At 58.8% G+C, this 14026-nt stretch carries 16 protein-coding genes, 1 tRNA gene and 1 other RNA gene; 10 read left to right on the top strand and 8 right to left on the bottom strand.

From position 1 onward, the window contains the following. Positions 1-16: 16 nt before the first annotated feature. Positions 17-583: a tetratricopeptide repeat protein gene (locus tag GLP52_RS01535; protein WP_237272628.1), complete on the bottom strand. Its 567-nt coding sequence runs from the start codon at positions 581-583 to the stop codon at positions 17-19. A 75-nt stretch (positions 584-658) separates the two neighbouring features. On the opposite strand from GLP52_RS01535, the gene GLP52_RS01530 reads away from it, so the two are divergent. From GLP52_RS01530 to GLP52_RS01510, 5 genes are all read left to right on the top strand, one after another. Then, the gene (locus tag GLP52_RS01530) at positions 659-949 is read left to right on the top strand and encodes an SCP2 sterol-binding domain-containing protein (RefSeq protein WP_093732440.1); all 291 of its coding nucleotides are present in this window, start codon (positions 659-661) and stop codon (positions 947-949) included. Between the two features lies 1 nt (position 950). Next, positions 951-1895: an alpha/beta fold hydrolase gene (locus GLP52_RS01525; RefSeq protein ID WP_093732439.1), complete on the top strand. Its 945-nt coding sequence runs from the start codon at positions 951-953 to the stop codon at positions 1893-1895. A gap of 115 nt (positions 1896-2010) precedes the next feature. Further along, complete coding sequence (locus GLP52_RS01520; protein ID WP_237271395.1) at positions 2011-3030, top strand: ligase-associated DNA damage response exonuclease; 1020 nt, start codon at positions 2011-2013, stop codon at positions 3028-3030. Continuing rightward, positions 3027-4625, top strand: coding sequence for an ATP-dependent DNA ligase (locus tag GLP52_RS01515; RefSeq protein WP_237271394.1), 1599 nt, complete (start codon positions 3027-3029; stop codon positions 4623-4625). The genes GLP52_RS01520 and GLP52_RS01515 overlap by 4 nt, the downstream gene beginning before the upstream one ends. A 72-nt stretch (positions 4626-4697) precedes the next feature. Then, positions 4698-6518, top strand: coding sequence for a M3 family oligoendopeptidase (locus GLP52_RS01510; RefSeq protein WP_237271393.1), 1821 nt, complete (start codon positions 4698-4700; stop codon positions 6516-6518). Positions 6519-6620: 102 nt separating this feature from the next. On the opposite strand, the gene GLP52_RS01505 is transcribed toward GLP52_RS01510, so the two are convergent. From GLP52_RS01505 to GLP52_RS01495, 3 genes are all read right to left on the bottom strand, one after another. Continuing rightward, a complete protein-coding gene (locus tag GLP52_RS01505) occupies positions 6621-6890 on the bottom strand; it encodes a DksA/TraR family C4-type zinc finger protein (protein WP_138922878.1) in 270 nt (89 codons plus the stop codon). Between the two features lie 179 nt (positions 6891-7069). Next, the gene (gene rpoH, locus GLP52_RS01500) at positions 7070-7966 is read right to left on the bottom strand and encodes an RNA polymerase sigma factor RpoH (protein WP_093732434.1); all 897 of its coding nucleotides are present in this window, start codon (positions 7964-7966) and stop codon (positions 7070-7072) included. A 166-nt stretch (positions 7967-8132) separates the two neighbouring features. Next, complete coding sequence (locus GLP52_RS01495; RefSeq protein ID WP_237271392.1) at positions 8133-9167, bottom strand: RluA family pseudouridine synthase; 1035 nt, start codon at positions 9165-9167, stop codon at positions 8133-8135. On the opposite strand from GLP52_RS01495, the gene GLP52_RS01490 reads away from it, so the two are divergent. After that, positions 9166-9450, top strand: a complete 285-nt coding sequence (locus tag GLP52_RS01490) for a DUF6476 family protein (RefSeq protein ID WP_093732432.1) — start codon at positions 9166-9168, stop codon at positions 9448-9450. The two genes, GLP52_RS01495 and GLP52_RS01490, sit on opposite strands and share 2 nt — an antisense overlap. Positions 9451-9555: 105 nt before the next feature. On the opposite strand, the gene GLP52_RS01485 is transcribed toward GLP52_RS01490, so the two are convergent. After that, a tRNA-His gene (locus tag GLP52_RS01485) sits at positions 9556-9632 on the bottom strand. 148 nt (positions 9633-9780) lie between these two features. On the opposite strand from GLP52_RS01485, the gene GLP52_RS01480 reads away from it, so the two are divergent. After that, the gene (locus GLP52_RS01480) at positions 9781-9981 is read left to right on the top strand and encodes a DUF6324 family protein (protein WP_093732431.1); all 201 of its coding nucleotides are present in this window, start codon (positions 9781-9783) and stop codon (positions 9979-9981) included. A 90-nt stretch (positions 9982-10071) separates the two neighbouring features. Here the strand turns inward: GLP52_RS01480 and GLP52_RS01475 are convergent, their stop codons facing one another. Beyond that, positions 10072-10539, bottom strand: coding sequence for an MmcB family DNA repair protein (locus GLP52_RS01475; protein WP_093732430.1), 468 nt, complete (start codon positions 10537-10539; stop codon positions 10072-10074). A gap of 93 nt (positions 10540-10632) precedes the next feature. Here GLP52_RS01475 and GLP52_RS01470 point away from each other — a divergent pair, with 93 nt between their 5' ends. The 3 genes from GLP52_RS01470 to ssrS all read left to right on the top strand — a co-directional run bounded on the left by GLP52_RS01470 (position 10633) and on the right by ssrS (position 12935). Next, positions 10633-11970 carry a hypothetical protein gene (locus GLP52_RS01470; RefSeq protein ID WP_237271391.1) on the top strand — a complete coding sequence of 446 codons (1338 nt, stop codon included), beginning with the start codon at positions 10633-10635 and terminating at the stop codon, positions 11968-11970. Further along, entirely contained in the window at positions 11967-12734 is a 768-nt protein-coding gene (locus tag GLP52_RS01465; protein ID WP_093732429.1) for a hypothetical protein, read from the top strand. The genes GLP52_RS01470 and GLP52_RS01465 overlap by 4 nt, the downstream gene beginning before the upstream one ends. 47 nt (positions 12735-12781) lie before the next feature. Continuing rightward, positions 12782-12935, top strand: a non-coding RNA gene (gene ssrS, locus GLP52_RS19635) — 6S RNA. Positions 12936-12998: 63 nt separating this feature from the next. Here ssrS and nusB read toward each other — a convergent pair. Beyond that, positions 12999-13478, bottom strand: coding sequence for a transcription antitermination factor NusB (gene nusB, locus GLP52_RS01460; protein WP_093732428.1), 480 nt, complete (start codon positions 13476-13478; stop codon positions 12999-13001). Then, the gene (locus GLP52_RS01455) at positions 13475-14023 is read right to left on the bottom strand and encodes a 6,7-dimethyl-8-ribityllumazine synthase (RefSeq protein WP_093732427.1); all 549 of its coding nucleotides are present in this window, start codon (positions 14021-14023) and stop codon (positions 13475-13477) included. Before GLP52_RS01455 ends, nusB begins: the two co-directional genes overlap by 4 nt. Positions 14024-14026 lie beyond the last annotated feature (3 nt).

Below are 14026 nucleotides of genomic sequence, written 5' to 3'. Positions count from 1 at the left end.
GAAATTCCTTAGATCGTTAAAGCGTGCGCCCAATGCCGTCGCGCCGCAGCCCGTCCAGCGCCCTTTGCGCGTTATCATGGTGAGGGTTAATGCTTAACACTCGGCGATAGAGATCGGCAGCCGCATGTAGGTCGCCAAACTCCTGCAGGATCGCTCCCAGACCGAAAATGGCGTTATACTGCTGCGGATTCAAGGCAAGCGTGGTTTCCAGATCATCGATTGCAGGGCCATAGAGACCCGCGGCGAAATACGCCTGCGCGCGGGCATGGTAGCCTTCGGCAAAATCAGGGGCGTGATCCGTCAGAGCCGTCAGATGGGCGATCGCCAAGGTGGTGTCCCCCTCTGACATGGCATCGCGACCACGGGAATACAGCAGATCCATCGCCGCCGACCCGGACCGCGCCCAAGCGCGCTGCACATCACGTTCGATTCCCGCCGCCTCTGCCGCGGGGGCATTGCGCAAATCCTGCAACAAATCCGCCGCGATCGGGGGCGACATTTGTGCGAAACTTATACCCCCGAGCAACACCCAGAGACCAAGTGCCGCGACGGTATGTTTGAGGTTGACGATGCAGTTGCCCATAACAACAGTGAATGTAACAGGCTGCCGCCACAATTCCAGACGTGTCGGCACCATTTGCCAAGAAAAGGGCCTATGATGAGCGATATCGTGAACCAAGCTGTAACAGTACTGAATGAAAAATTGGCAGGCGCTGACTTTGACGGGACTGCCAAGTTCGACATCGAAGGCGAAGGCGCTGTGATGATGGATTCAACCGGTGCCCGCGCAGGGGATGAAGAAGCAGACGTAACTCTCTCTGCAGACGCTGAAACTTTCGAGGCAATCCTGTCCGGCGACACGAACCCGACCGGTGCCTTCATGAGCGGCAAGCTCAAGATTGATGGCGACATGGGTATGGCGATGAAGCTGGCGGCTGTTCTCTCCTGATATGTTGGAAACCGCGCCCTTTTTCACCGACATCGCGCCCCTCCCCGAGACGGGTCAGGCGCATTGGGCCGAGACATCGGACGGTAAGAAGCTGCGCGTCGCGCATTGGCCGCTGGATGGGGCAAAAGGCACAGTGCTGCTTTTCCCCGGCCGCACCGAATACGTGGAAAAATATGCGATGACCGCAAGCGCTCTGGCCAAAAAAGGGCTGGCGGTCATTGCGATTGATTGGCGAGGGCAAGGTCTGTCGGATCGGCTGATCTCCGACCGCAACATCGGCCATGTCGATGTGTTCTCTGACTATCAAAAAGATGTGGCAGCGATGATGCGGACGGCCCGCGCCCTGCAGCTGCCGCGCCCGTATTTCCTGCTGGCCCACTCCATGGGGGGGGCCATCGGCCTGCGCGCCTGTATGGAAGGTCTGTCGGTGCAGGCCGCCGCCTTTACCGCGCCGATGTGGGGCATCCATATCGCGCCGCATATGCGTCTGGTGGCTGCGGGGCTAAGCCAGCTGATGCCGCGTATTGGTCAGGGGTATCGTTTGCCGATGGGGACGCAGGCGGCGTCCTACGTCTCGACTGCGCCGTTCGAAGGCAACATGCTGACGACCGACCCCGAGATGTACGAAATGATGCGCACTCAGATCAACGCGCACCCCGACCTATCGCTGGGCGGGCCAAGCTTTATCTGGCTGCGCGAAGCTTTGACTGAAACCAAACATCTGTCACTGCGTGCTGCCCCTAGCCTGCCTTGCGCCACGTTTCTCGGATCGAACGAGCGGATCGTCCACAAGGATCGTATCCATGCGCGGATGGAAACTTGGAAGGGCGGCAAGCTGCATATCATCGACGGCGCAGAGCACGAAGTCTTGATGGAAACCCCAGCTATCCGCGACAACGCGGTGGAGGAAATGGCGGCTCTGTTCTTTGGAAACGCCAAGAAATAGCGTCGCGCCGTTTCTTAACTTCGCTCAATAAGTACCTACAAATAAACAGTATACATCGAACATCGGTCGAGTTTTCTGTGCTCCCCCTGTTCAAACTGCTTCACCCCGCTAGCTTATGCGCATGGCCAAGCAACCTGTCCTCACGTTCAATGAAAACGGCATCTACTGCCCCGCGGGTGATTTCTATATCGACCCGTGGCGCCCCGTGGACCGTGCGTTAATTACCCACGGGCATTCAGATCACGCCCGCTGGGGCATGAACCGTTACCTTGCCACGGACATCGCCCTGCCCGTCATGCGACACAGATTGGGTGACATCACCGCCGAGGGCATCACCTACGGCGAGGTGCGGCAGATCGGCGGGGCTCAGGTGTCGTTTCATCCCGCTGGCCACGTCCCCGGCTCGGCCCAAATACGCGTTGAAGTAGACGGCGAGGTCTGGGTCGCCTCGGGCGATTACAAGGTGGTGGATGACGGGCTGTCCGACCCATTCGAGCCGGTGAAATGTCATCACTTCATTACGGAAAGCACCTTCGGCCTGCCGGTGTTTCGCTGGGCCGATCAATCTACCGTTGCGGCAGAGATCAACGCCTGGTGGGCGGGATGCGCGGCGCAGGGCAAGACGGCGTTTCTGGGGGCCTACGCCTTGGGCAAAGCGCAACGTTTGCTATCGATGCTCGACCCCGACGTAGGCCCTATCCTCACCCACACCGCGACTGAAAACACCAACCGCGTGCTACGCGATCAAGGGATCACCCTACCCGACACGATCCTCGCCGATGCCGACCTGAACCCCAAGGACCACGCCGGTGCGATTGTGCTGGCCCCACCCGGCGCTTTGGGCAGCGCGTGGTCGAAAAAATTCGGCCCGCAGGAAACCGCCTTTGCCAGCGGATGGATGGCCGTGCGGGGTGTACGTCGACGCCGTGCGGGTGATCGTGGTTTTATCATTTCGGACCATGCGGACTGGGATGGACTGTTGTCGGCGATCAAGGCGACCGAGGCAGAAAATATATACGTCACACATGGTTATACGGATGTCTTTAGCCGCTATCTGGCAGACAGTGGCTGGCAGGCGCAGGTGGTGCCCACCCAGTTCGAAGGCGAGTCCCTTGATAAGGACGCGAACGAATGAAACGTTTTGCAGCCCTGTTCAACGCCATCGACCAAAGCACCAAGACGACGGTCAAAGTGGCCGCTCTTGCCGATTACTTTAGCGCCGCGCCGGATGATGATCGCCTATGGACCATTGCGCTGTTTTCCGGCCGCCGACCCAAACGCGCCGTCACCACAACCAAGCTGCGCGAATGGGCCGCTGAGCGTGCGGGGATTCCACTGTGGTTGTTCGAGGAAAGCTATAGCATCGTTGGCGATCTGGCCGAGACGATCACGCTGGTGCTGCCCCCCAACCCGACGCAAGATGACCAATCGCTGTCTACCTGGATCACGGCCCTGCGCGAAATTTACACGCAGGATGAAGAGGCCCGCAAAGCCTTTGTGCTGGACGCATGGACAACACTGGGCGGAACCGAGCGTTTTATTTTTAACAAGCTCATCACCGGTGGTTTTCGTGTGGGCGTCAGCCAAAAGCTGATGACCCGCGCCCTCGCCCGTGCCACGGGCAAACCCGAACCCGAGCTGGCGCATCGTCTGATGGGGAACTGGCATCCCGACGACACCACATGGCACACGCTCGTCGAAGCCGAAGATGCCTCTGCCGACGCGTCACGGCCCTATCCCTTCTATCTGGCCTACGGGCTGGAAGCCGAACCGCAAGAGCTGGGTGACCCGCAAGACTGGCGCGCAGAATGGAAGTGGGACGGTATCCGCGGCCAATTGATCCTGCGCGACGGCGAATATTTCGTGTGGTCGCGCGGCGAAGAGCTGATGACTGACCGTTTTCCGGAACTTGCCCGCGCAGTGGATTTCATGCCCGATGGCACGGTTCTGGATGGCGAATTACTCGTTTGGCCCATTGGTCAGCCTGCACCGTCATCCTTCAACGCACTGCAAGCCCGTATCGGGCGCAAGACCGTGCCCAAGAAGCTACTGGCGGAAGCCCCCGTCGTGCTGCACGCCTATGATCTGCTGGAATGGCAAGGCGAGGATATCCGAGAACGCCCCTTTGCCGACCGTCGTGCGCTGCTAGAGCAAGCCTGTGCCGCCCTGCCCGACGACGCACCGATCCGCCTGTCGCCGCAGCTGAGCTTTGCCACATGGGACACGCTGGCCGATCAACGCGGCACTGCACGCGATGCGCAAGCCGAAGGGGTCATGCTGAAGCGTGCGGATAGCCCCTATCTGGCGGGGCGCAAGAAGGGCGATTGGTGGAAATGGAAGCTGGACCCGCTGACCATCGACGCCGTGATGATCTATGCCCAGTCGGGGTCCGGCCGACGCGCCAACCTGTTCACAGACTTCACCTTTGCGGTCTGGAACGGCAATGATCTGGTGCCCTTTACCAAAGCCTATAGCGGCCTGACGGATGCCGAGTTTCGCAAGATCACGGCTTGGGTCCGCAAAAATACCCTCGAGCGGTTTGGCCCTGTGCGCAAAGTCACCCCGCACCACGTGTTCGAAATCGCGTTCGAGGGTATTCAGCGCAGCACACGGCACAAATCAGGCGTCGCCCTGCGCTTTCCACGGATGCTGCGGTGGCGGCAGGACAAGCCGCTTCAGGAAGCCAACACCTTGGCCGATCTTGAAGAAATGCTGCGGATTTACGGTTGATCCACCCTGCCATCGCCTTGCTTTGCCGTGGACCCGTGCTTAGGTAGAATTAACGTCAAAAAGAGGTTTCTCATGTTTCAACTGCCCGTCCCCGTCCTTGATGCCAACGCCGGTTCCGGGGCCTCTGCCTTCGGCAAGCTGCCCGAATGGAATCTTGACGATCTTTACAGCGGTGAAGACGCCCCCGAGCTCAAGCGTGATCTGGACTGGCTGGAAGAAGCCTGCCGCAGCTTTGCCGAAGATTACGAAGGCAAGCTGGCGGATCTGGATGCGAACGAGCTGCTGGATTGCGTGCTGCGCAACGAGAAAATCAACCAGATCGCCGGGCGTATCATGTCCTACGCGGGCCTGCGCTACTACCAGATGACCACAGATTCCAGCCGTGCCAAGTTCATGTCGGACGCGCAGGAAAAGATCACCAACTTCACCACGCCGCTGGTGTTCTTCACGCTGGAACTGAACCGGCTGGAGGATGATCACCTTGCCAATCTGCTGAGCCAAAAGGCCGATCTGGCGCGCTATAAACCCGTGTTTGACCGTATCCGCGCCATGAAAGATTACCAGCTTTCCGACGAGATGGAGAAATTCCTGCATGATCTGGGCGTCGTCGGCGACGCATGGGAACGCCTGTTTGACGAAACCATCGCGGGGCTTGAGTTCGAGGTGAACGACGAGCCGCTGAACATCGAAGGCGTGCTGAACCTGCTGACTGACCCATCGCGTGACCTACGCGAAGCGGCGGCGCGCGAACTGGCGGATGTGTTTCAGGCCAATATCCGCACCTTTGCCCGCGTGCATAACACGCAAGCCAAAGAGAAAGAGGTCATCGACCGCTGGCGTGGCATGCCCACACCGCAAACCGGTCGCCACCTGTCGAACCACGTCGAACCCGAGGTGGTCGAAGCGCTGCGCAATGCCGTCGTCAACGCCTACCCCAAGCTCAGCCACCGTTACTACGAGCTAAAGCGCAAGTGGCTTGGGCTCGACACCATGCAGGTCTGGGATCGCAACGCGCCGCTGCCGATGGACGACCCTAAAACCGTCAGCTGGGAGCAGGCTGAAAAGACGGTCATGGATGCCTATAACGCTTTTGATCCCCGTATGGGCGAAATCGCGGCCCCCTTCTTCTCTGATGGTTGGATCGACGCGGGCGTAAAACCGGGTAAGGCGCCTGGTGCTTTTGCGCACCCCACCGTGACCGACGTGCACCCTTATGTGATGCTAAACTATCTGGGCAAACCGCGCGATGTGATGACACTGGCACACGAACTGGGTCACGGGGTTCACCAAGTGTTGGCCGCCGGTCAGGGTGAAATGCTATCCTCCACGCCGCTGACCTTGGCCGAAACGGCGTCGGTGTTCGGCGAAATGCTGACCTTCCGCAAGATGCTGGACGGTGCCAAGACCAAGGCCGAACGCAAAGTTCTACTGGCCGGCAAAGTCGAAGACATGATCAACACGGTCGTGCGCCAGATTGCGTTCTATGACTTCGAATGCAAACTGCACGATGCCCGTCGTGGCGGAGAGCTGACGCCCGATGACATCAATGCCCTGTGGATGTCGGTACAGGCCGAAAGCCTTGGGCCGGTGTTCGAGTATATGGACGGCTATGAGACCTTCTGGGCATACATCCCCCACTTTGTGCACTCGCCCTTTTATGTCTATGCCTACGCCTTTGGCGACGGCTTGGTGAACGCGCTTTATGCTGTGTACGAGGAAGGCGAGCCCGGGTTCGAGGACAAGTATTTCGACATGCTGAAAGCCGGTGGGTCGAAGCATCACAAGGAGCTTCTGGCCCCCTTCGGGCTGGACGCCTCTGACCCCGCGTTCTGGGATAAGGGCCTGTCGATGATTTCGGGCTTTATCGATGAATTGGAAGCTATGGAGGACTGATCTTGGCGGTAGGCACAAAAGTTTACTGCCTTCGGCGAGGATTTAAGACCATTTGGAATATAAACGGGGCGCTGCATCTGCAGCGCCCCGTTTTGCGTTTGGCTATTTCAGTTGGCTGTCTTTGCTGCCGCGCCTGTTGATACCGCCACGTGCTTGCGCAATTCCGTCGCGTTCGCGCACACAATCAATGCAAAGCTTGACGCCCGGTAGCGCTTGGCGGCGCGCCTCGGGGATTGGTTCTTCGCATTCTGCACAATGGGTACGGCTTTCGCCTTGGTGTGACTTTCGTGATTTCAGGCGGGCCAGCTCGTCATTGATCGACGCTTCGATCTGTTCGCTGACAGCACCATCCTTTGCCCAACCTCCGGCCATGATCATCCCCTTCTGGATTACCCCTTATAGGTAGGTCAGCGGGGAAACGGTGCAACCCCCGATAGCGAATGCCTCGGTTTGCGGGCTTTGGACACGGAAGGGAACGGCCATGACTGACCAAAAAAAATCCCCACAAAGCGAACGCTTTGCGGGGATTGATAAAACACGCATATTCCGGATCAAGCTGTCGCCATGAGACCTTTTTCGCGGGCAAGGTCACGCATACGTTTTTGCAACTTTTCAAATGCGCGCACCTCGATCTGGCGGATACGCTCGCGGCTGACGTCATACTGGCTGCTCAGATCTTCCAGCGTGACCGTCTTGTCGGACAGACGCCGCTGGGTCAAAATATCCTTTTCGCGATCATTCAAAACATCCAGCGCCTCGGCCAGCATTTCACGGCGGGTTTCCAGCTCGTCACGTTCTTCGTAATCGGTGGCCTGGTCAGCGTCTTCATCCTCCAACCAGTCCTGCCACTGCATCGTCCCCTCGCCCTCAGAGCCGACCGTGGCATTCAACGACGCATCACCGCCCGACATACGTCGGTTCATAGAGATCACTTCGGTCTCGGTTACGCCAAGGTCGGTGGCAATGCGGGTGACATTATCGGGGTGCAAATCCCCCTCTTCTAACGCGCCGATGCGATTCTTGGCCTTACGCAGGTTAAAGAACAATTTCTTTTGACCCGATGTGGTACCCAATTTGACCAAAGACCACGAGCGCAGGATATATTCCTGAATAGACGCACGAATCCACCACATCGCATATGTCGCGAGGCGGAAGCCCTTTTCAGGGTCGAACCGTTTAACAGCCTGCATCAAGCCGACATTCGCTTCTGAAATCACCTCGGCCTGAGGCAGGCCGTAGCCACGATACCCCATGGCAATTTTCGCCGCGAGCCGTAGGTGGGAGGTGACCATACGGTGTGCTGCTTTGGTATCTTGCTCTTCCACCCAGCGTTTGGCGAGCATGTACTCTTCTTCTGGTTCCAACAGGGGAAACTTGCGGATTTCCTGCATGTAGCGGTTTAATCCGCCTTCCGGTGTTGGTGCTGGCAGATTTGCATAATTAGCCATCTTTGTCCCTTTCCCCAATTTCCGGGGCCCATGTTATTTGGATTAGCATAGATATGGAGAGCGCCCCGCTCTGTTTCAAGTGTACAGCCTAACGCGTGAAAGGGCGTATTGGGCCCAAAAAACCTTAAATTAGCGTTATGCTACAGGTCGTTCACACAACTGTGCATCAGCTTGTGCTGTAGCCCACGGCCTCTAGCAGGTTGGTCAGGTCAGCCGGCAGCGGGGCTTCGAACCGAACGTAGTCCCCTGTCACAGGGTGATCGAACCCCAGAACCGCCGCGTGCAGCGCTTGTCGCGGAAAGCTGCGGATGGCGTCGGCTGCAGCGTCAGAAACCGCGCCTTTGGCGAGCTTGCGTTTACCGCCATAGGTCGGATCACCCACCAGCGCATGACCGGCATGGGCCATATGAACCCGGATTTGGTGCGTGCGCCCCGTCTCTAGCCAACACTCCATTAGCGCCAACACCTCGGGCGATCCAAGGCGCGCCACAGTGCGTGCACGGGTAACTGCGTGACGCCCCCCTTGGAAAAACACCGCCTGCCGTTGTCGGTCGGTGCGGTGACGGGCCAACTGCGTCGTGAGCTTAAGGATATTGCCGGGCTCAAAATTGGCTCCCTTCACCCCCCGCAAACGCGGATCATTGGCGTCTGGCACACCGTAGACCAACGCTTGATAATAGCGCTCCACTGTGTGTTTTTCGAACTGTTTGGCCAGGCCGTGGTGCGCTGCGTCGGATTTGGCGACCACCAACAGGCCCGAGGTATCCTTGTCGATCCGGTGCACAATGCCGGGGCGCTTCATACCGCCCACCCCAGAAAGTTCATCACCGCAATGGGCCAGCAGCGCATTTACCAGTGTGCCGGAGGGGCTGCCCGGAGCGGGGTGCACGACCATGCCAGCGGGCTTGTTGATCACAATCAGATCTGCATCTTCAAAAACCACGTCCAACGGGATTTCTTCGGCAAGGATATGGCTGTCTTCGGCCTCTTCCACATCCACGGTAATTTCTTGGCCTTCGTCGGCGCGGCTGCGCGGGTCGGTCACGACCTGCCCATCCACCCGCACGGCCCCTTGCTCAAGCAAACGCCCAAGCCGAGTGCGCGACAGGTTCGCATCCTCTGGCACATCCCGCGCAAGCGCCTTATCAAGGCGGGGTGGCGGGTTGTCCGTGATGGTAAACTTAATTTGACGGTGCGACATGACTGATCCTTCCGAGCCCCCGAACATCAAATTCCTGCGGCGGCTGGTGACGGTGCTGACCGCCACAATGATTTTCGGCCTTCTAGTCGTGATCGGGCTACTTGTCATCCGCTTCTCGAACAAGAGCCCTGATTTACCGACGTCTGTTACTCTGCCCGATGGCGCAAAAGCAGTGACGTTCACCCAAGGCCCCGACTGGTATGCTGTCGTGACGAAAGACGATGTGATTCTGATCTTCGACAGAATGACTGGCGAACTGCGTCAAAGTGTAGCGATTAAATAGTCCTCGAAACCCCTTGGCGACCGTGATGCTTTAGAACGTCGGACTCAGCATATGAGCTGATAGGCGTGCTAAAGGCGATATCGGATTTTTTTTGGGGGGGGGTAGTGGTACCACCTCCTGGTCTCGAACCAGGGACCTCCTGATCCACAATCAGGCGCTCTAACCAACTGAGCTAAGGCGGCACTGCGGTCGATCTAGCGCCCATGAAAAAGGAATGCAAGCCCCTAAGTGCCGCAAAATCAGATTTGTCCGCACATCGCAGAAAACGCAGAAACTTGCCATTTGCATCGTTGCGCGGTACGGGATCTGACACAGTTTCGGAGAAACCTCATGGGCATTGACACAGAACGCGACATTGAAGCCAACCTGCAGATCGGTCCGACCGATAAGGGCATGGTACGGCTGTTCATCGAAGCAGAAGGCGGGATTGAAATTCCGATGGACTTCACCCCGGACGAAGCGGTTGAAATCGCGGAAGAGATCATGGCCGCAGCGCATCGCGCGGGCAAGGCAGCCAAAGCCAAGCGTTAAGCTAAACTGCACCTTCCGGCAGGGGCCAGCCCCCACCGCGCTGGGGCGCGGTTCCCCCGGGATATTTTCCATTTGGAATGGTGGATCGCGCTATCCCCATTGCGGCATCGCATGGGGGTCGCGCAACAAATGCAACCGCCGTGCGGCGTGCGTAGCGAAGAGATGCGTCATTTTCTTACGGCGCGCCGCTGCAAGTCGCTTTTCAGGGCCCATGCGCAGCAGCTCAGCACCGTAGCTGTCGCCGACAAACAGACCGGTATCTTCGGGTAAAAGGTCAATGTCGAAATCGGCATCCACGGCCCAAAAGAACCTGTCCGCCCATTCCAGATAGCCATCCCATTTGCTGTCCGACATGAAATCGGCGCGGCTGGACTTACATTCAACGATCCAGATTTCCCCTTTGGGTCCGAGTGCCATGACATCTACGCGCAGCCCACGTGTCGGCACCAGTTCTTCCACGCTGGCAAAGCCAAGCGCCGCAAGCTGGCGCGTCACGCCACGGGCAATGAGCTGTCCGGGTTGCAAGGATGGGGCGGTCATCAGGGTGGTCTGGGTCATGACCGCAATATGAACAATTCATGAACATCAAGCAAGCGCTTGGTAATCTTCAGTCTGCAACCTATCTAGTTCAAAAGAAAACAAGGTGGTTATATGGCGCGCGACGGCGAAAATTCGACACATCAGCAGCGCGGCATCCGCTACGCCCGCGAGCTTGAAGGGCATCTGGGCTGGCTTGATACGTTTTCGGGCACAGCGCTTGGGGTGTTGGCTGTGGCATCGGGCATCTACACCTATCTTGGGGTGTCCTCTTTGTTGGATGATAACGGCGCGATGTCAGCGTTTGCAGCCATCGCATATTCTGCGGCAGTGTCCGTCGGCATTTTTGTATTCTGGTCCTATATGCTGCGCCTGTTTCCGGCAGTGCGCAGTGCCCGGGCACGGGTCGGTCTGCTGGGAGCGATGTCGCTCGGGGCCGTGGCGATTATCGCCATGTCGAGCTGGCTGAACGCAGCCGCCCTTGCTGGCTCAGCCGCGGTGGAACAACATCTGGCCGAAACCGTACAGGATTACCAAGGATCGCTGGAGCGCGCGCACGAGATCACCCTTTCGGCCCAAGGGCTCGAACGGGACGTGGCCCGCGTGCGGCAAAGCTTCGAGGATCTAAGCGAACAAGAGGCCACCGGCGGGCTGTCAGGGCTGGCCGGTCGGGGCGCTGTGTTTCGCGTGCTGCGCCAGAAATCGGCAGAGCTGTCGGGGCTGGAAGCTCAGATCGCCACCCAGACGCCACTGGTGAGCGACGCCTTTGTCGAGGGCAACCAGATCCTAAGCCGGATGCGTGCCCTTACTGTTGAACCCGGGCCCGTTGAAGCGCGATCGGTTGAGTTTTCGGAGCAGGCTGTACGGCTTGCGGGGCTGATCACACGATTGCGCCAACTGTCTGTGGCCCCGCTTGTCGAACGTGCCGCGCAGGATTTGTCGGCTTCAGTCGTTCTGCCCGAGCTGGACGGCAGCAGCGTCGAGGTTCGCGGCAATCAGGCCTCTACCATCACTGCCGTGCTCGAGGTGCTGGCCCAACGTGCCGCGACGCTAGAACGCGCGGCTCAAGACGTGTTGGCCATGGCCCCACCGACAGAGACGACTTATACGCCAATTTCCAGCGCGGATGCCGTCATTAAATATGCGCGTAACTTTATCCCCTCCTGGGCCGGTGCCATCGCGATTGATCTGCTGCCCGCCGTGCTGGTCTTTATCCTTGCGATCACCCAAGGAGCGATCCGCGAAGGCCGCGAGGGCGCCGCCATCGAAGAAACACTGACGTTGGCCGAACTACGTGCCGCCGTGCTGGCAATGCGCGACATGGATGCAGCAATGAAGGGTGTGCCAATCGTGGACACCCCCACACCGGATGCGAATGCGTCCGATGCCATCCAAACGCCTGATATCGCAGCGGACACCACGGTCACGTCGACACCGTCCAAGACCACATGAAACCGCTGCGCGACTCTCCAAAGCGTCCACCCGCCGCCCGAGTCCTTGGCGGCGTCCTCATGCTTCAGCTTGGACTGGCCGGTATGTTGTTCTGGGGCGATCTTGGCGACGGGTTACGTTTGCCCGGCTTCGCCCCCCGCGCACCAGGTCTGACAGAGCCGACACGACCTGGTGACCAGACCCGCCGCTTTCAGCCCGACCGCGCCCGCCCCGGCGGCCGCCCCATGCCTGAGGCTCCCCTGCCCAAGCGCCTGACCCTCACGGTCGTCGAAGGTGGGGCGCGGGTGTTGCTGGAAGGCGGCATTATGGCGGGCGATGCCGAACGGATCGAAAAACAGATCACCGCGCTTAAGCCCCAACCCGACGGGGTCATCCTGAACTCCCCCGGTGGCTCGGTCAGCGATGCGCTGCGTCTGGGGCGGTATTTTCGCGATACCGATCTAACAACGGCACTGCGCAGCGGCGATATCTGCTATTCCGCCTGTCCCTATCTATTGGCCGCAGGCACCAGCCGCGATGTGCCAGACGATGCTTCTGTCGGGGTGCATCAGCACTTTTTCGGCGAAAGCACCCTGCTGCCCGCCTTTGTCGCTGTCGGAGACATCCAGCGCGGTCAGGGAGAGGTCATGACCTATCTGGATCAGATGGGAATCGACCCGTTGGTTATGCAACACGCGCTGGTTACCCCCCCCGATGAGATCTATCTGCTGCTGCCCGAAGAGCTGACCCGCTATCGCTTTGTGGAAAACGCCGACGCAAGCTAAGATACCCCTTGTCGCAGGCCATCGTCGCGCCTACTTAACGGGGGTGATGGGTTCTGCCCTGTTTGTAAAAGTTACATTCCAGTGGCCTTAAGCAAATCCGAGGGAGCTGGCTCTGTTCGAGCCCTGGTTCGTTTATCTGGCGCCCACCTGTACATACAGGTCCTCGGGAATATACAACAGAACGGCAGCGGTGGTCCCGTCACACTTTCTTACAGGTAAACGTCGCAGGCTGCCGGTTCGCACCGACCAAACAGTACGACCAGATCAGAATGCTTCGGGGCGCGCCTCGCGGGCCATGTGATCCAGAACGGCATTCACGAACTTTGGCTCGTCGCCGCCTTCAAAGAAGGCACGGGCCACATCGACATATTCATTGATCACGACTTTGGGCGGGGTTTCCTGCTCGCGTAGTTCAGCGCCGGCGGCGCGAAAGAGCGCACGCAACGTAGGGTCAATGCGCGCGATGGCCCATTTGGCAACCAAGGCACGGTCCGTCATCTGGTCAATCGCCGCCTGATAGTTCACGGCAGTCTCAAGCAATTCCGCAAAATGCCGAATGTCGCCGTCAATCATTTCCTGACCGTCATAGGTCGCGCCAAAGCGGTGCTCGAGGAACTCTTTGCGAACCGTGTCAAAGCTCTGCGAGGAATGTTCCATCTGGAACAAGGCCTGCACGGCATAAAGCCGCGAAGCTGATTTCATCTTGCGTTTTTGATTGCCCGAAAGGCCGGCGGAGGATGTCATGCTGTCTTGGGTCCGTCATTGTTGCCCGCCATCAGATATTCATCCGAGCGGGGCTTGAAACCGATATCTTTACGAATGTCGCCCCACTTACGGCTCAGCGCGATCAGATGCAAGGCCGCAGCTGCAGCGCCACCGCCCTTGTTTTGCCCATCAGGATCGGCGCGCACGGCGGCCTGTTCATGATTTTCAACCGTCAGGATGCCGTTGCCGATGCAGATCCCCTGCAACCCCATCAACTGCAACGCGCGGCTGCTATCGTTGCACACGGTCTCGTAATGCGTCGTCTCGCCACGGATCACGCAACCGAGGGCAACATAGCCGTCAAAATTGCTTTTGCGGTCAGAGATGCCGATGGCGGTCGGTATCTCAAGCGCGCCGGGCATTTCCACCACGTCCCACGCGGCCCCTGCAGCCTCAAGTTCAGCTTTGGCCCCTTTCAACAGCCCTTCGGCGATATCCGAGTAATAGGGCGAAATGACGATCAAAACCTTAACAGGCGTCTCGAATTTCGGGGTCGTCAGCGTGGTGTGATTTCCAGCAGCCATTGC

This window comes from Sulfitobacter sp. M22 (genome assembly GCF_021736025.1).
GTDB classification, from domain to species: domain Bacteria; phylum Pseudomonadota; class Alphaproteobacteria; order Rhodobacterales; family Rhodobacteraceae; genus Sulfitobacter; species Sulfitobacter litoralis.
This window is presented reverse-complemented; position numbering and strand designations above follow the sequence as displayed.